This window comes from Micromonospora profundi (assembly GCF_011927785.1).
GTDB classification, from domain to species: Bacteria; Actinomycetota; Actinomycetes; order Mycobacteriales; family Micromonosporaceae; genus Micromonospora; species Micromonospora profundi.
In genome coordinates this window covers 2,275,052-2,290,167 of sequence record NZ_JAATJK010000001.1, presented here as the reverse complement: position 1 = coordinate 2,290,167, position 15,116 = coordinate 2,275,052, and the positions used below count along the sequence as shown (strand labels likewise).

Sequence of the window (15,116 nt, the reverse complement as noted above, 5' to 3'; positions counted from 1 at the left end):
ATCAGGCCGAGACGGCGGGTCGAATGTCGTTGTCCTGCTGCACCTCGCCGATCTGGCGGCGCAGCTCGGTCGCGAGGGAGCGGAACTCGGCGGACTCGGTCATCGCGAGGGTGCGCGGACGCGGCAGCGTCACCTCGGTGATGGAGTGGATGTGACCGGGCTTGGTCCCCAGCATCACGATGCGGTCGGCCAGGAAGACGGCCTCGGAGACGGAGTGCGTCACGAAGACGACAGTCTTGCGGTTCTCCAGCCAGATGCGCTGCAACTCGGCGTTCATCATGTCGCGGGTCTGCGCGTCCAGGGCGCCGAACGGCTCGTCCATGAGCAGCACCTGGGGGTCGTGCGCGAGCGCCCGGGCGATGGAGACCCGCTGCCGCATACCGCCCGAGAGCTGGTGCGGGAGCTTGTTCGCCGCTTCGGGCAGCCCGACGAGGGCCAGCATCTCGCGGACCTTCTCCTCGCGCTCCCGGCGGCCCACGCCGGCCATCTCCAGCGGCAGGGCGACGTTGGCGCCCGTCGACCGCCACGGCATCAGCGTGGCTTCCTGGAAGACGAAGCCCAGCGGGCGGTCGGCGTTCTCCTGCCGGTCGCCGTGGTCGATTCGCACCCGCCCCACGGTCGGGCTCTCCAGCTGACCGATGATCCGCAGCAGTGTGGTCTTGCCGCAGCCGGAGGGGCCCAACAGCACCACGAACTCACCGTCGGCGATGTCGAGTGAGACGTCGCTCAGCGCGAGCATCGACTGGCCACCGGCGCCGGCGAAGACCTTGCTGACGCCCTCCACTTTGATCGCACTCATGGGTACCCCTGTCACCGGCCGGTCCGTGAAATTCAACGCGGGTTTGTTCGCTTGTGCAGTACGGCGTTCTGTTGGAGGGAACGTAAGCTATGTTCGGCGGCGAGGTCAATGGTCCGCAGGGCCCGACTCCATACGACTAGTTCCCTACTAATCGCCCAACTCCGGAGAAACGCCCATGGAACACCTGCCGCAGCGCACAGCGGTGCTGGTCATCGACATGCAGAACGACTTCTGCTCCCCCACCGGGGCCATGGCGAAGCTCGGCGCAGACGTCGGCGTGAACACCGAGCTGGCCCGCCGGCTGCCGGGCTTCCTCGACCGGGCGCGGGCCGCGGGATGCCTGGTCATCTGGGTGCGGCAGGCCGCCCACGAGCAGCTCGTTTCACCGGCCCGGCGGGCCCGCGCCGAGGCGATGGGCCGCAGCCCGCTCAGTGTCTGCGCCGCCGGCTCCTGGGGCGCCGAACTCGCCGAGGGTCTGCGCCCCGAGCCGGGCGACTGCCACCTGGAGAAGACGCGCTACAGCGCGTTCGTGGGCACGCCACTGCACAACCTGCTTCGCGCGCACGGACGTGACCACGTGGTAGCGGTCGGGACGGCCGCCAACGTCTGCGTGGACTCCACCATCCGCGACGCGTACATGGCAGACCTGGCCGCCACGATGCCGACCGACCTGGTCGGCTGGACCCGCGCGGACCTCGCCGAGGCGGCGATCCGCAACCTGGGCTTCTACTTCTGCGAGACGACGACCTCGGCCGAACTGGTCGCGGCGTGGTCCGCGAGCGACCGCGTCGCCTGACGCCGGGGCGCACGCTTGCGCTCCACCGGCTCCGGCTCCGGGGCGTCCTGCGTCGCGGAGGGCTGGTAGCCCAGCTCGGCGCTGACCTGGCGGGCCGCGTCGGCCACCAGGTCGCCGTACTCGACAAGCAGCTGCGCCGAGAAACGGTCCTGAGGGCCGCACAGTGACAACGACCCGTAGACCTCGCCGGAAGCCAGCCGGATCGGCGCGGCCACACTCACCGCGCCGGCCTGCCGCTCGCCCCGGCTCACCGCGTAGCCCAGCTCACGGATCTCCCGCAGATCGGCCCAGAGCTGCTCGACGGACGTGATGGTGGCCGCGGTGACCGATACCAGCTCATGGGTGGCCAGGTATTCGGCGATCTCGGAATCGGGCAGCGCCGCCAGGATCGCCTTGGACGACGACCCGGCGACAAGCGAATGGCGGGAACCGAGCGTGACCGACATCCGGATCTCGTGCGGCGAGAGCACCTGGTCGGTGTAGACCCGCACCCACCCCTGCCGCATCGACAGGGTCGCCGTCTCCCCCGTGGCCTCCACCAACCGCCGCATGTGCCGGTTGGTGATCGCCTGCACGTCGATGGCGCGCAGGGCGGCCAGCCCGACCGCGAGGGCGCCCGGCCCGAGTCGGTAGCGCCGGGTGCCCTCGTCGAACGTGACGAACTGGTTGGCCGTCAGCTCCTTGAGGATGCGGTGGGCCACCGCCTTGGGCAGGTTCAGGACCCGGGCGACAGTCGACACCCCGATCATCTCCGGGCTGCGTTCGGCGAGGAGGTCGATCACGGCCAGGGCGCGACCCAGGCCGCTCGTCGTGTAGCGATGACCGTCCTCCGACTCGGACGTCGGCACGCTGATCCCCATTCAGATCACCTCTCGAGGTGCATAGGAACGACGCCAGCGGTTGACCGATCTGGCTGTGATGAACGCCCGACGTCTAGTGCTGGATCCCGAGCATACTGACACGGCGGAGGTAGTTTCGGGCGTCCTCGGGGTTGTCGGCGAGCGCCCGCAGGCGCAGCAGCCGCTCGCGGCGACCGGCCAGTTCGACACCGTCGGCCGAGGTGCGGTTCTCCGTCGTGGTCGGCTGGACGAAGCGCTCGGCGATCGACCTGCGACGTTGCGCGTACTCACTGGTGGCCGTGTCCGGGTCCGGCTCGGCCAGCGCGATGGCGACCGCCACCGCGTCGTGGATGCCCGAGTTCAGACCCATGCCGCCGGTGGTGCTGCTCAGGTGGGCGGCGTCGCCGGCCAGCAGCACCCGGCCGATCCGGAAGGACTCCGCGAGCCGCTGGTGGCTGCGGTAGGTCTGGTGCTGGCTCAGCGGCAACTCGCGGGCGTCGGGCGTGCCCCCCAGCAGCAGGTCCACGGCGGCCAGGAAGGCCGGGTGCGTGCCGGACGGGGGCTCGTCGTCGACGCCGGTGCCCGTCGACAGCGCCGCACGCCAGATGTCGGGGGTCCTGATCAGCGAGAAGCGGCCCTTCGGGCCGGACCAGTAGCCGACCGCGCCGAGATCGGGCACCGCGTCCTCGAAGCGGAACGGGGTGGCCACCACAAGGCTCAGCGTCGGGTACGTGAAGCCGGGGAACGGAACGTCGAGCAGTTTGCGGGCGGTGCTGTGCGCGCCGTCGGCGGCCACCACCCACTGGGCGCTCACCACGCTCGGGGCGCCGTCGACAGTCACGTCCAACTCGACATGCGTGTCGTCCTGACGCAGGCCGACCACGTCGTGCCCGAACCGGATGTCCACGTTCGGTGTCTCGGCGACCGCGCGGCGCAGCAGCCGGACCAGCTTGTACTGCTCGTACTGCAACCGGAACGGATACCGGGTCTCACCTTCGAGCGCCTCGTAGGAGAAGCAGGCGGACTCGGTCAGCTCCAGGTCGCGGTAGTCCAGCCGGTGTACCCGGACCGCCTCCTTGAGCAGCGGGGCGGCCAGGTCGAGCTCGTCGAGCAGTTCGGTCGTCGGGGGGTGAACGGTGGAGCCGCGCCACTCCGACCGCACCTCGTCCGGGCCACGTTCGAGAACGATCACCGGGATGTCCCGGCGGGCCAGGGCGAGGGCCGTCACCATGCCCACCGGCCCGCCACCGAGAACGACGACTGGGGCTTGCACGGCGTGACTGGTGGACGCCACGTTCACTCCTTCCCGCCGGCGACAACGCCGACGATTCCGGTCGAGGGGGATTGAGTCAGGGTGGCGGCCAGGTGCCGCAACGCCGGGCTGGGTGATTCGCCCGCCAGGTGGGTGATTCCGGCGGTCTCCAGCAACTGCCAGGCGCCGGCGAGGTTGGACGACAGCACCGGGACGGGTGTCTGCGGCAGGACCTCGTCGAGGACGTCCAGGCTGGGTGCGCCCGTCCCGGTCAGCAGCACCGCGTGCCCGGGCGGGAAACCGTCGTCGGCGAGCGAGCGCAGGGTCTGCCGCACGGTGTCGCGGACGGTGGTCGAGCTGAGGTCGTAGATGGCGCCGGTGCCGGGCACCGGTACCGGCGTGCCGACGCTGCGGCCGTTCGCGCGCCAGAATGCCGCCGCCTGCTCGGTGAGCCAGTCCGGGTACGGCGAGATCAGGGTCAGTGACCGGACCGCGAGGCGGTCGAGCACCTGCCGGACCGCGTTCGCCGCCCCGAACACCGGTGCGCCGAGCCGCTCGCTCGCCGCCTTGTCGGTGCGGTGCACGTCGCCGCGACCCGGCCGGTAGTAGCAGCCGGTGCAGGCGACGTAGGTGGCGCGCAGGTCGAGGCCGTCGAGCGTGGCGGCGGTGTCCGGCAGCAGTTCGGCGTAGCGGTCCAGCCGCTGCGCGAGTGAGCCGTTCACGACAGGCAGCCGGGCGACGTGGTAGCGGACCCGCGCCGGCAGCAGGCGACGGAGTTCCGGCTCAACAGTGGGGTTGGCGGGTGGAACAATGATGCCCAGAGCTGCCTCGACCATTACAACCGCCAAATCGTTCGACTGAGCCGTACGCCGTTCTACGTACTGGAACGATAGGGGCTGCGGTGGGGTCGGTCAACCCATTGCGGCCGACGGCTCGCACCCAGTGACCAGGCAGTTGTGGCACCACCCGCCCGCCGGCGGCACCACCGCCGTGGCAGTCTGGTCCCCCGTGACAGCCGACCAGACGATGCTCGCGCTCGCCGAACAGACCGAAGCCGAGTTCATGTTCCAGTACGAGGCGGGGGCGCCCACCGACGTCCGGGCCGCGCTCGGCATGACGGCCACCCGGATGGGCGGCGGGGTGGTGCTGTCCATGCGACACGACCCCACCGGCTACTGGAGCAAGGCGCTCGGGTTCGGCGTCGACGAGCCGGTCACCGCCGACCTCATCGCCGCGGTGTGCGACTTCTACCGCGCCGAGGCGACACCCGCCGCCGTCCTCCAGATCGCCCCCGACCTGCTACCGGCGGACTGGGACGACATCTGCGCGCGGGAGAACATCACCGGCGGCAGCACCTGGGTGAAGCTCGCCGCCGAGATCGACACGCTCCGACCCGGCCGCACCGACCTGCGGGTCGGCCCAGTGCCTCCGGACCTGCACGGTCAGTGGGCGTCGGTGGTGCTGCGCTGCTTCGGCATGCCCGAGCAGCACCTCGGGCCGATGCTCGCCGGCGCCGTGCGCGACCCGCGCTTCCACCCGTACGCCGCCTGGGACGGCGACGAGATGGTCGCCGCCGCCAACCTGTTCGTCCACGGCACGGTGGCCTCGCTCAACACCGGGGCGACAGTGCCGAGCCACAGGGGTCGCGGCGCGCAGTCGGCGCTGCTGACGGCCCGGGCGGCCGCCGCGGCGCGGGCCGGCTGCCTGTGGGTCGTCTCCGAGACCGGCCGACCCGACCCGGGCTCGTCCAACCCGTCGCTTTCCAACATGCTCCGGGTCGGCCTCACACCGCTGTACGAGCGGCGCAACTGGGTGTGGCGGGCCGAGCCGGCCGGGTCGTGAAGCCGGCCGGAAGTCACCGTCACCGACTTGCCTGCGCCGCCCGCCGGCTCAGCGCGTCGACATGATCGACGAGTTGGCGTACGGCTGCGTCGTCGCCCGCGTCGACCGTCTCGATGCGGTCGAGCAACCCGGCGTAGTCCGACGTCAGCGCCAGGTACCGCCTGCCGAAGTCCTCCTCGGCTCCCGTGACACCTCTGCGGCGGCGCGTCGCCGCGTACCGCTTGTCGAGGTCGATGATCTGCTGAGCCAGCACGGCCGCGCCGGCGCCCAGCGCGCTACGGGCGTCGGCGTGCTCGTCGCGGCGGCGCCGGCGGACGGCTGCGAGCCTGCCCGCCCGGCGACCCGCCACATAGAGCGTGGTCGAGCCGATGACGACGGCCACGATCGCCGCCCCCGCGAGCAGGAAACGCGGCAGCGACGGGCTGATCGTGCGCGTGCCGTCGGGCACGGTGCCGGCCTTCACCAACAGGTCGTAATTGACGGTGATGACCTTCAGCGCGTCCAACGGGCGGTCGACAAAATTGTCGATGCCCCGGCCGATGATCGACTCCGCCACGGCGGCCCGGCCGAAGTTCTCGTCGTCGCGCCCGGGCAGCAGCGCGCAGCCCCACGTGTCGTAGTCATCGCCGTCGCGGCTCAGCACCAGCACGACGTTCCCGTCGGCGGCTCGCACGACCTGGCGGCAGCCCTTCCGCAGGTCGGCGCCCGGCTCCAGCAGCAGCACGACAAGGCGGCGGTTGCCGATGATCCGTTCGGCCGCGGCCCGGTCCAGGTCGACACCTGGTGCCGCGTAGACGGAGGACGTGCGGACCTGGCGGGCGGCCGGACCGTCGAGCACCCCGCCGGTCCACAGTGCCCAACCGGCAAGCACCAGGCAGGCAAGCACGGCGAGACCGAAGGACGTGCTTGCCAGAGCACCGAGCGACTTCTTCACGACAACCTGCCCTGTAGGTAGAGCTCCGGCCGGTAACTGATCAGGCCCGACGTTCGGGCGCTGTCGTCCAGTTCGTCGGCCGCCTCCTTCAACAACGACAGCACGTGGTGCTCCGGCAACTCCTCGTCCAACGCGGCACGCGCCGCTTGGAGCTTGACGATGCCCCTTGTCAACGCCGGGTTGCTGCGCGCGTCGGTCAGCAGGGACATCTCGACGGCGAGCGCCGTGAGACCGGCCAGCCGGGCCGGCGCTCCGTTGCCCCGCCGGATCCCCGTGCCGTTCGACCGGCGCAGCGACCGGACCGACAGGGCCAGGAACATCGCCACGCAGCCCGCGAACAGCCACGGCAGCGCGGGCAGCGCCACCCGCAGCGGGTCGACCGGCCGGTACGGCAGCGGACGGTCGAACAGCCCCGCGTAGCGAATGTCGGTGACCCGGTTCAGGTAGACCGCCAGCACGTGGTCCTGCGAATAGTCGTACTGGCTGATCCGGTCGGCGAAGTGGCCGTAGAAGCTCGCCCCGGCCACCTCGGCGAAATCCGCCGCCGGGCCGTGGTATTCGATCCAGTTGCCGTACATCACGATGATCGGGGTATCCGGGAACAGGCCGGTCAGGGCCGGCCCGAAGCGGGGCAGGGGTTCTCCGAACGGCTGCGGCGGAAGCGCCACGTACAGGGCGCCGTCCGGGAACGCGGTCTTCGCGGCCTTGCCCGGCACCGCGGTGAGACTCGCTCCCGCGGCGGCGTGCAGGCCCTTGGTCCGCAGGTCGGCGGCGACGGCCGCCAACTCCGGACCGCTCGGCTCGCGCCAGCGCAGCACGTCGTGGTCGGCCGGGGTAGGCACCTCCCGCATCCCGGCGATCAGTGCCACAAGCGAGCCCGTCACGTCGGCGGTGGCGAAGTGCGCACGCCAACTCGGCAGGTCATCGGGTACGGCCCGGTAGATGTCGCCGGACACCTCGGTGCCGATCACCGTGATGGTGGCGTTCTCCACGTCGCGTACCCGGCGTTGTTCGTCCTCGTCGAGCCAGGGCGGCGCGACCAGGATGCGGACCGGGAAGTCGCCGGCCACCTCACGGACCTGCTGCTCGTCCCACCCTGCGATCGAGCCGGGCAACCGCACCACGGGGCTGGCGTCCACCAGCGCCGTCATCTCCTCCACCGACGGCACGGTCGGATCGGCCGCCTGGGGAGCCGGCCCCTTCGGGGCCGTCACCGATTCGGCCGGCGACCGACCGTAGCTGACGTCGGCGCCGTGCTGCTGCTGGGCACCCAGGAAGATCACCAGGACGACCACGGCGATGCCCAGGAGCACCCAGCGCAGCGCCTCGTAGCGGCGCGACCGGCGGGCCGTCACGGGTGCCCCCGCCACAACCGGTCGGCCTGCTGGGCCTGGTGTTCCGCCGTCCGGGCGGCGGAAACCCCGCCGCGTGCGGCGGCGATCAGCTCGGCGCGGGCCAGCAGGTGCTCGGCCGCCGGCACTGGGTTCGGCGCCGCGTCCCGGCTGATGGCCGCGCTGTCGATGGCCGCGCGGGCGGCCGACCAGGCGGTCCGCCGCTTGCGGTCCCGTGCCCGCCGGGCGGGGGCCAGTGTCGTCGCGAGCCCGGCGCCCACCAGCAGGACGCCGCCGACCAACCAGACGAGGAGGGTGTGGGACATGCGCTCCAACCATCGGACGAAGGGGTACGGGGGTGTCGCGGGGTACGACCGAGTCTGACCGATGCTGTCGAGCCGCCGCGCACGAGTCCCCTGGCAGCGCGCCGCACGAGGGGGCGACGGACCCGTCGGGGTCAGAGACCGCCGGCGACGCGCAACACAGTGCCGGTGGTGTACGAGGCGTCCGGACCGAGCAGCCACGCGATGGCGGCGGCGACCTCGTCGGGTTCGCCGGCCCGGCCCAGCGGGATGCGGCCGGCCGCCCGGTCGGGACGGTCGGGCACCCCGGAGACGGCGTGGATGTCGGTGCGCACGATGCCCGGAGCGACGGCGTTGACCCGGATGCCACGTGGGGCGAGTTCCTTGGCCAGGCCGACGGTGAGGGTGTCGGTGGCGCCCTTGGCCGCGGCGTAGTGCACGTACTCGCCGGGGCCGCCGAGGGTCGCCGCCGCGGAGGACACGTTGACGATGGCCCCACCGTCGGTCATCCGGCGGGCCGCCTGCTGGGCACAGAGGACGTACCCGATGAGGTTGACGTCGACGACGCGGCGCAGGTCCTCGACGCGCAGCTCGGTGAACGGCCCGATGGGGCTCGTGACACCGGCGTTGTTGACCAGGCCGGTGAGCGGGCCGAGCCGCGCGGCGGCGGTGAACAGCTCGTCGACCTGGTCGGGGTCGGTGGTGTCGGCGCACACCGCGACGGCTGAGACGCCGGTGGCCCGCAGGTCGGCCACGACCGTCTCGGCGGCGGCGTGGTCGCGGAGGTAGCACAGCGCGACGTGGTGCCCGGCAGCGGCGAGGCGGCGGGCGGTGGCCGCGCCGATGCCCCGGCCGCCGCCGGTGATGACGGTGACGGGTGCCATGGTGCCTCCGCTGGTCTCCTGGGCCGCGTACCGGTCGCGCCGACGCTACCGTGACCGACGCGGGCCGGTCGTCGAGAGGAGAGTCACATGGAGCGGGCATTGGTGCTCGGTGGTGGCGGGGTGACCGGCGTGGCCTGGGAGCTGGGGCTGCTGGCCGGGCTGGCCGAGCGGGGCGTGGACGTCTCCGAGGCGGATCTGGTGGTGGGCACGTCGGCGGGTTCGGTGGTGGGCGCGCAGGTGTGCTCAGGGCTGCCCCTGGAGCAGTTGTACGCCGAGCAGTTGACGCCGCCGTCGGGCGAGCGGCCGGCACGGCTGGGGTTCATGACGCTGGCACAGCTGGTGTGGGCCGGCGGGCGGACCCGGGACGCGGTGCGGTCACGGGCGCGGATCGGGGCGATGGCGGTGGCGGCGCGTACCCCGTCGGAGGCCTCGCGCCGCGCGGTCATCGAGGCCCGGCTGCCGGTGCGGGAGTGGCCGGCGCGACGGTTGCTGGTGACCGCCGTGGACGCCGCCTCGGGCGAGTTCGTGGTGTTCGACGGCGACAGCGCAGTGTCGCTGGTGGACGCGGTCGGGGCCAGTTGCGCGGTGCCCGGGGTGTGGCCGCCGGTGACGATCGGCGCACGCCGCTACATCGACGGCGGGATGCGCTCGGCAGTGAACGCGGACCTGGCGTCCGGCGCGCGGCGGGTGCTGGTGATCGCGCCGACGTCGGTGGCGTTCGGCCCGATGCCCCGGCTGTCGGCGCACGTGGCGGAGTTGCGGCAGGCCGGGTCGCGGGTACTGGTGGTGACACCGGACGGGGGCGCGCGTAAGGCGATCGGCCGCAACGTGCTGGATCCGGCGCGTCGGGCCGGATCGGCGCGGGCCGGCCGGGCGCAGGCCGCTGCGCTCGCGGATGAGGTGGCGGCGCTGTGGGCGTGATCGCTTACGCTCACCGCCTGTCCCGACTGACGAGCGGAGGTGCGCGGTGGCGGGTGTGACTGTCGGCGACGTGGTGGAGGACTTCGAGCTGCCGGACGAGACGGGGACACCACGGCGGTTGTCGGAGTTCCTGGCGACCGGTCCGGTGGTGCTGTTCTTCTACCCGGCGGCCATGACCCGTGGCTGCACGGCCGAGAGCTGCCACTTCCGGGACCTGGCTGCGGCGTTCGCGGCGGTGGGCGCGACGCGGGTGGGCATCAGCCGCGACACCGTGGAGAAGCAGGCGGAGTTCTCCACGCTGCACGATTTCGACTATCCGCTGTTGTCCGACGTGGACGGGACTGTCGCGGGGCGGTTCGGGGTGCGGCGGCGGCTGCCGCTGGGTCCGCTGAGCACCAAGCGGATGACGTTCGTCATCGGCACGGACCGGCGGATCATCGAGGTGATCCACAGCGAGGTCAGCATGAACGACCACGCCGATCGGGCACTACGGGCGCTGGGCGGCTGAACGGGCGCGAGCCCCGTGCGGCGGCTGTCGCAGCGGGCTGGTATCAAGACACCAATCAAACAGGTGTACGGAAGAGGGTTGCGATGGATGCCGGCCAGGGTTTGTCCACTGACGAGGTGCAGAGCCTGCGGGATGCGTTGGCGGCCGGGCGTAAACCGCGGGTGGTGTTCACCGCCTCGGCGGGCCAGATCGCCGGCCAGGTGGGCCAGGTCGTCGAGCTGACCGACCCGGAGGTGTCCGACGAGTTCGTGGTGGTGCGCTTCGGCCGCGACGAGTTGCCGTTCTCCCCCGCCGACCTGGCGATCGCCCCCAAGGGCGCCGGTCGTCGGGTTGTCGAGCCGAAGCCGGAACCGCCGACGCCGGAGCCCTCTGCGGCACCGGAGCCGGAGTTCGTGTTGGACACGCCGCGGGTGCCGGCGCAGCGGCGGGAGGAGCCGAAGGTGGAACAGGTGGAGAAGCCGCCGGCACGGCGGACGGTCAAGGCGACCAAACCGAAGGGCCCGGCGGGGCTCACTGTGACGCTGGCGTACGCCGACGGCGAGTGGACTGTCGCCGCGCAGCAGGGCAGCAAGGCGCTCGCGAAGCCGTACGTGGTGAAGCCGGCAGAGGCGCTGAAGATGGTGGCGCTCGTCGACGTGCCCGGTGTGCAGGAGGCGGTGGAGCAGATCCTCGGCACCGAGCGGGCCGAGGCCGAGCAGCAGGCCGAGAAACTGCGCGCCGAGTTGGCCGAGATCGAGGCACGGTTGGCGGAGCTGCGCGAGGCCCGCTGAGGCGGGTCAGCGCTGGCTGTGGTGCTCCAGCAGCCGGGTGAGCAGGCGCGTCAACTGCGTTCGCTCGCTTTCGGACAGCGGTGCGAGCAGGTCGTCCTGGACACTGCCGACGGTGTCTGCCAACTGGCGGGCCTGGTCGGCGCCGGCGGCGGTGAGGCTGATGACGTTGCGGCGACGGTCGGCCGGGTCGGGGGCGCGGACGACGAGCCCCCGACCGGCCAGCTCGTTGATGGCTGCCACGACGTCGCTGCGGTCGATGGCGCAGCGCCGGCCGAGGTCGGCCTGGCTGGCGGGGCCACCCTCGGCCAGCGCGGCGAGCAGCCGGAAGTGGTAGCCGCGCAGGTCGTACGCGGCGAAGCCTGCGGCGACGAGGCGGGCGGCGTGGCCGGCGGTCTGACTGAGCAGCCAGCTCGGGGTGGTGCGTAGCCCGGCGGGCGCCTGTGGGGAGCTGGACTCCATGGGCGGCAGCCTAACAGCAATCGTTGGTGCGACCCACGATGCGTGTTACGTTGGGGCAGCCAACGTTGGGCCTGCCAACGTTTCGAAGGAGGCGTCATGTCCACTCCCACCCTCACCGGGCAGGTCATCGGCCAGGCCCACTACGCCACCCGGGCCCTGCTGGAGCGAGCCGTCGCCCCGCTCGGGCTCACCTTCGGGCAGGTGCTCGCGCTCAACGTCCTCGCCGACGGCGCCGTCGAGCGCACGCGGATCGCGCACCGGATCACCAGCACCCTCAAGATCGACAAATCGGCGGTGCACGAGGTGATCGCGGGCCTGCTCGACGCTGGCCTCGCGCGCCTCGACGAGAGCGACGCCGAGGACCCGCGCGTGCGGCTCACCGACACCGGCCACGCCACCCAGCGCCGCGTCTCCGCCGCCGTCGCTGACATCACCGCTCGGCTCTACGGGGACATCCCGGCCGACGAGGCGAGCACGGTCGCCCGGGTCCTCACCCTGGTCACCCAGCGGGCGAACGCCGACCTGGCGGCAACCCCGGCCTGACCGGCGGGTCACCCTCCACCATCGGGCGAGTCGCCCGACCTCAGCCCGTCGAACCGGAATGGGCCGGGTCGTACGGCCGGCGGCCGACCACGCAGCGACAACAGTGTTCCGCCATGCCGTCCGCGTTGTGCCAGTCGTGGTCGCCGCAGTCGGTCGCGCCCCTACTCGGCTATCCCCCGGGGGCGCCGAATACTTTGCCCTTGCGCTAAGTTTTGCCGCAGACAACACTTAGCCGCATGGCACAGTATTCGGCACGGCAGGACGGCGTGTTCGTCGCCCTCGCCGACCCGACCCGGCGTGGGGTCATTCGACGCCTCGGCCGCGGTCCGACGAGTGTCGGCGAACTCGCCCGCGAGTTTCCGATGACCCTTCCCTCATTCATGAAGCACGTACGGATGCTCGAGGCCAGCGGGCTGATCCGCACGGTCAAGTCCGGCCGGGTGCGCACCTGTGTGCTCAACCGCGAGGGCCTCGCCGTCGTCGACGACTGGATGGCAGAGCAGCGCCGGATCTGGGAAGGGCGCACCGATCGCCTCGAACGCCTCGTTACCGATCTCAAGGAGAACCAACAGTGAATCCCGAGCTGGACCTGACCCTGGAGCGGGTCATCCGCGCCCCCCGCGCTGCCGTGTGGAGCGCGTGGACCGACCCGTCCCGCTTCGAAAAATGGTGGGTTCCGGCTCCGGCCCGTTGCCGCGTCGACCGCTTGGAGGTCCGGCCCGGTGGCGCGTTCGTGACCCGGATGAGCGACGACGGGGTGGAGTTCGTCCCACACCTCGACGCGACATTCCTTGTGGTCGACGAACTCGACCGGATCGTGTTCACCAACGCGATCGACAGCGCCTGGCGCCCGGCGAACACCATCCCGGTCCGCATGACCGCCGAGATCACATTCAGCGATCATGCCGACGGCACGGACTACCGGATCTGTGTCCGCCACGGTGATTCCGCCGCGCGCGCCCGGCACGAGGAACTCGGCTTCGCGGACGGCTGGGGCTCGGTCGCCACACAACTCGCCGACATCGCCGAAAATCAGGTCACCCGATGAAGATCTCCCTCACCGAGTTCGTCACCCTCGACGGGGTCAGCCAGGGTCCCGGCTCGCCGACCGAGGACACGAGCGACGACTTCACCCGGGGCGGCTGGCTCGTGCCCTACCTCGATACGGTGTTCGTCCAATGCACCTCCGACTGGCTCGATCTCGCCGACGGTCTGCTGCTGGGGCGTCGGACCTACGAGGCGTTCGCCCGCGACTGGCCGCAGATCACCGACCCGAACGACCCCTTCACCGAACGGATGAACTCACTCCCGAAGTACGTTGTGTCCAACACCATCACGCAGGGTAGTTGGCACCCCACGACCGTGCTCCGCGGCGACCCGATCGAGACCGTTGGGAGGCTCAAGGCACAGCCGGGACGAGAACTCCAGATCCACGGCAGTACACGACTCGGCAGGGCACTGTTGTCCGCCGGCCTCGTCGACACACTCCGACTCGCCGTCGCCCCCACCGTGACCGGCTCCGGGCGGCGGTTGCTCGACCACCCGAGCACACCGGTCGGCCTCCGACTCGTTCACCATGAGGCGACGGCGAACGGCCTGCTCCTGCTTGAGTACCAGCATGTCGGCGCCGCCCCGGTGGGGGAATACGAGGGCGTCACCGCCTTCGTCTAGAAGTAGTCGAGCATCTGCGCCGGGCCGCCGGCGCCCAGCAGGTCCAGGGCGTCGGGTCGTACACCTGTGGCGTGCAGCAGGCCCGCCTCGGCGACCGCGCGGGCGCGGGCGGCGCCGGCGTAGAGCAGGGCGAAGCCCCGTACGTCCAGGTGCAGGTCCGGGTCGCCGCCGACCCGGGTCAGCTCGGCTGCGCCGTCGGCGACTGTCAACCGCCAGGTGCCGGTGTTCCACTCGGCGAGCGGGTCGGCGAGGGTGAAGTCGACAGCACCCCGGGTGTGGGCGGGCCAGCCACGTGCGCTCACCGCCCGGGCGACGTCCACCGGCCTGTGCATCCACAGGTTCCGCTTGTGTTCGCGGGCCGACTCCAGCGGCAGGTGGGTGCTGACGGCGTCGCCGTCGAGGAGACACAGCCGCAGGGTGGGCGCGACGCTTGCCCAACTGCCGAGCACGCCGACGAGTTCCCGGGCGGCCTCGGGGGTCACGGCCAGAGCCTCGTCGACGGTGAGCACGGAGTTGGCGTCGTAGCCATGGCCCCGCTCCCAGCTGGCGTAGCCAACCAGGTCGCCGCCGTCCTCGACGAGGGTGAGCGCGTCGCCGGGCAGACCGCCGTCGGCGGCGGAGACGTCGAACAGCTCGCCCCGGCGCGTGAGCATCCCGTTGCGGTACCGGCTGACCCGCTCGTACAGGGCGGTGACGGCGGGCAGGTCCGCGGGAGTGCCGGCGCGGACGGTGAGCCGGGGATCCGGCCGGTGCCGGGGCAGCGCGGCGGTTGCCACATCGAGGGTACGCAGCACGCCTGCCGCTTCCCAGCCACAGGCGCGGTACGGGGCGGCGACTGTGGGATACAGGGCGCTCAGTGCCGCACCGCGCTCGTTGGCGCCGCGAAGCAGTGCGGTGAGCATCGCGCGGGCCGCTCCCCTGCCCCGGGCCTCGGGGGCGACGGCCACCCCGCCCACGTCGGCGGCCGATACTGCCCGCCCACCCCACCACTGGTCGTGGTGCAGGTCGACGGCCTTGCCGACGAGCCGGCCGTTGTCGTCGAACGCGCCGTAGCGGGTCATGCCGGGCACGTCGACCGTGGTGCGCGGATGGCGTTGCTGCGGATCGGAGCCGAACGCGAGGCAGCCCAGCGCCCAGGCGTCGTCGAGGTCGTCGACGGTGAGTTCGCGGACGTGAACGGTGGCGGGCATCGGCACACCGTAGCGGGACGGCCCGTCGCCGGCCGCTCATTTTCGGCCGGGTAGCGGTCACCCTCCGGCCAGCGC

Annotated in this window: 19 protein-coding genes; 9 read left to right on the top strand and 10 right to left on the bottom strand. The window is 71.8% G+C overall.

The features are described 5' to 3' along the window. Position 1 precedes the first annotated feature (1 nt). The gene (locus tag F4558_RS10095) at positions 2–799 is read right to left on the bottom strand and encodes an ABC transporter ATP-binding protein (protein WP_053661120.1); all 798 of its coding nucleotides are present in this window, start codon (positions 797–799) and stop codon (positions 2–4) included. 175 nt (positions 800–974) lie between these two features. Between F4558_RS10095 and F4558_RS10090 the strand changes: the two genes are divergently transcribed. Next, entirely contained in the window at positions 975–1,595 is a 621-nt protein-coding gene (locus tag F4558_RS10090) for a cysteine hydrolase family protein (RefSeq protein ID WP_053661122.1), read from the top strand. Here the strand turns inward: F4558_RS10090 and F4558_RS10085 are convergent. The 3 genes from F4558_RS10085 to F4558_RS10075 form a co-directional block, all read right to left on the bottom strand. After that, positions 1,526–2,455, bottom strand: coding sequence for an IclR family transcriptional regulator (locus F4558_RS10085; protein ID WP_082377744.1), 930 nt, complete (start codon positions 2,453–2,455; stop codon positions 1,526–1,528). The genes F4558_RS10090 and F4558_RS10085 overlap by 70 nt on opposite strands. 73 nt (positions 2,456–2,528) lie before the next feature. Beyond that, positions 2,529–3,728 carry an FAD-dependent oxidoreductase gene (locus tag F4558_RS10080; protein WP_157553080.1) on the bottom strand — a complete coding sequence of 400 codons (1,200 nt, stop codon included), beginning with the start codon at positions 3,726–3,728 and terminating at the stop codon, positions 2,529–2,531. Positions 3,729–3,730: 2 nt separating this feature from the next. Continuing rightward, complete coding sequence (locus tag F4558_RS10075) at positions 3,731–4,522, bottom strand: maleate cis-trans isomerase family protein (RefSeq protein ID WP_167943861.1); 792 nt, start codon at positions 4,520–4,522, stop codon at positions 3,731–3,733. Positions 4,523–4,694: 172 nt separating this feature from the next. Between F4558_RS10075 and F4558_RS10070 the strand changes: the two genes are divergently transcribed. Next, positions 4,695–5,528, top strand: coding sequence for a GNAT family N-acetyltransferase (locus F4558_RS10070; RefSeq protein WP_197281680.1), 834 nt, complete (start codon positions 4,695–4,697; stop codon positions 5,526–5,528). Between the two features lie 19 nt (positions 5,529–5,547). Here F4558_RS10070 and F4558_RS10065 read toward each other — a convergent pair whose 3' ends face one another. The 4 genes from F4558_RS10065 to F4558_RS10050 form a co-directional block, all read right to left on the bottom strand. Further along, positions 5,548–6,462: a hypothetical protein gene (locus F4558_RS10065; RefSeq protein ID WP_053661128.1), complete on the bottom strand. Its 915-nt coding sequence runs from the start codon at positions 6,460–6,462 to the stop codon at positions 5,548–5,550. After that, positions 6,459–7,817, bottom strand: a complete 1,359-nt coding sequence (locus F4558_RS10060; protein WP_053661417.1) for a hypothetical protein — start codon at positions 7,815–7,817, stop codon at positions 6,459–6,461. The genes F4558_RS10065 and F4558_RS10060 overlap by 4 nt, the downstream gene beginning before the upstream one ends. Continuing rightward, complete coding sequence (locus tag F4558_RS10055; RefSeq protein ID WP_053661129.1) at positions 7,814–8,119, bottom strand: DUF6403 family protein; 306 nt, start codon at positions 8,117–8,119, stop codon at positions 7,814–7,816. The genes F4558_RS10060 and F4558_RS10055 overlap by 4 nt, the downstream gene beginning before the upstream one ends. Positions 8,120–8,250: 131 nt before the next feature. Further along, positions 8,251–8,979, bottom strand: a complete 729-nt coding sequence (locus tag F4558_RS10050; RefSeq protein WP_053661131.1) for an SDR family oxidoreductase — start codon at positions 8,977–8,979, stop codon at positions 8,251–8,253. 87 nt (positions 8,980–9,066) lie between these two features. Between F4558_RS10050 and F4558_RS10045 the strand changes: the two genes are divergently transcribed. From F4558_RS10045 to F4558_RS10035, 3 genes are all read left to right on the top strand, one after another. Further along, complete coding sequence (locus F4558_RS10045; RefSeq protein WP_053661134.1) at positions 9,067–9,900, top strand: patatin-like phospholipase family protein; 834 nt, start codon at positions 9,067–9,069, stop codon at positions 9,898–9,900. Between the two features lie 46 nt (positions 9,901–9,946). Beyond that, complete coding sequence (locus F4558_RS10040) at positions 9,947–10,408, top strand: peroxiredoxin (RefSeq protein ID WP_053661135.1); 462 nt, start codon at positions 9,947–9,949, stop codon at positions 10,406–10,408. Between the two features lie 83 nt (positions 10,409–10,491). Beyond that, complete coding sequence (locus tag F4558_RS10035) at positions 10,492–11,178, top strand: hypothetical protein (RefSeq protein ID WP_053661137.1); 687 nt, start codon at positions 10,492–10,494, stop codon at positions 11,176–11,178. 6 nt (positions 11,179–11,184) lie between these two features. On the opposite strand, the gene F4558_RS10030 is transcribed toward F4558_RS10035, so the two are convergent. Further along, positions 11,185–11,637, bottom strand: a complete 453-nt coding sequence (locus tag F4558_RS10030) for a MarR family winged helix-turn-helix transcriptional regulator (protein ID WP_167943860.1) — start codon at positions 11,635–11,637, stop codon at positions 11,185–11,187. A gap of 96 nt (positions 11,638–11,733) precedes the next feature. Between F4558_RS10030 and F4558_RS10025 the strand changes: the two genes are divergently transcribed. The 4 genes from F4558_RS10025 to F4558_RS10010 all read left to right on the top strand — a co-directional run bounded on the left by F4558_RS10025 (position 11,734) and on the right by F4558_RS10010 (position 13,851). Next, on the top strand, positions 11,734–12,180 hold the full coding sequence (locus tag F4558_RS10025) for a MarR family winged helix-turn-helix transcriptional regulator (RefSeq protein ID WP_053661142.1): 447 nt from the start codon (positions 11,734–11,736) through the stop codon (positions 12,178–12,180). Positions 12,181–12,416: 236 nt separating this feature from the next. Then, positions 12,417–12,755, top strand: coding sequence for an ArsR/SmtB family transcription factor (locus F4558_RS10020; protein WP_053661144.1), 339 nt, complete (start codon positions 12,417–12,419; stop codon positions 12,753–12,755). Next, the gene (locus F4558_RS10015) at positions 12,752–13,228 is read left to right on the top strand and encodes an SRPBCC domain-containing protein (protein WP_053661146.1); all 477 of its coding nucleotides are present in this window, start codon (positions 12,752–12,754) and stop codon (positions 13,226–13,228) included. The genes F4558_RS10020 and F4558_RS10015 overlap by 4 nt, the downstream gene beginning before the upstream one ends. Further along, on the top strand, positions 13,225–13,851 hold the full coding sequence (locus F4558_RS10010) for a dihydrofolate reductase family protein (protein WP_167943859.1): 627 nt from the start codon (positions 13,225–13,227) through the stop codon (positions 13,849–13,851). The genes F4558_RS10015 and F4558_RS10010 overlap by 4 nt, the downstream gene beginning before the upstream one ends. On the opposite strand, the gene F4558_RS10005 is transcribed toward F4558_RS10010, so the two are convergent. Next, the gene (locus F4558_RS10005; RefSeq protein WP_167943858.1) at positions 13,848–15,041 is read right to left on the bottom strand and encodes a GNAT family N-acetyltransferase; all 1,194 of its coding nucleotides are present in this window, start codon (positions 15,039–15,041) and stop codon (positions 13,848–13,850) included. The two genes, F4558_RS10010 and F4558_RS10005, sit on opposite strands and share 4 nt — an antisense overlap. Positions 15,042–15,116: the final 75 nt, after the last annotated feature.

Coding starts and splice junctions, on each gene's coding strand:
- F4558_RS10035 (WP_053661137.1), top strand. CDS start 10,492: ATGGATGCCGGCCAGGGTTTGTCCACTGACGAGGTGCAGAGCCTGCGG.
- F4558_RS10030 (WP_167943860.1), bottom strand. CDS start 11,637: ATGGAGTCCAGCTCCCCACAGGCGCCCGCCGGGCTACGCACCACCCCG.
- F4558_RS10025 (WP_053661142.1), top strand. CDS start 11,734: ATGTCCACTCCCACCCTCACCGGGCAGGTCATCGGCCAGGCCCACTAC.
- F4558_RS10055 (WP_053661129.1), bottom strand. CDS start 8,119: ATGTCCCACACCCTCCTCGTCTGGTTGGTCGGCGGCGTCCTGCTGGTG.
- F4558_RS10090 (WP_053661122.1), top strand. CDS start 975: ATGGAACACCTGCCGCAGCGCACAGCGGTGCTGGTCATCGACATGCAG.
- F4558_RS10010 (WP_167943859.1), top strand. CDS start 13,225: ATGAAGATCTCCCTCACCGAGTTCGTCACCCTCGACGGGGTCAGCCAG.
- F4558_RS10075 (WP_167943861.1), bottom strand. CDS start 4,522: ATGGTCGAGGCAGCTCTGGGCATCATTGTTCCACCCGCCAACCCCACT.
- F4558_RS10045 (WP_053661134.1), top strand. CDS start 9,067: ATGGAGCGGGCATTGGTGCTCGGTGGTGGCGGGGTGACCGGCGTGGCC.
- F4558_RS10005 (WP_167943858.1), bottom strand. CDS start 15,041: ATGCCCGCCACCGTTCACGTCCGCGAACTCACCGTCGACGACCTCGAC.
- F4558_RS10095 (WP_053661120.1), bottom strand. CDS start 799: ATGAGTGCGATCAAAGTGGAGGGCGTCAGCAAGGTCTTCGCCGGCGCC.
- F4558_RS10050 (WP_053661131.1), bottom strand. CDS start 8,979: ATGGCACCCGTCACCGTCATCACCGGCGGCGGCCGGGGCATCGGCGCG.
- F4558_RS10020 (WP_053661144.1), top strand. CDS start 12,417: ATGGCACAGTATTCGGCACGGCAGGACGGCGTGTTCGTCGCCCTCGCC.
- F4558_RS10085 (WP_082377744.1), bottom strand. CDS start 2,455: ATGGGGATCAGCGTGCCGACGTCCGAGTCGGAGGACGGTCATCGCTAC.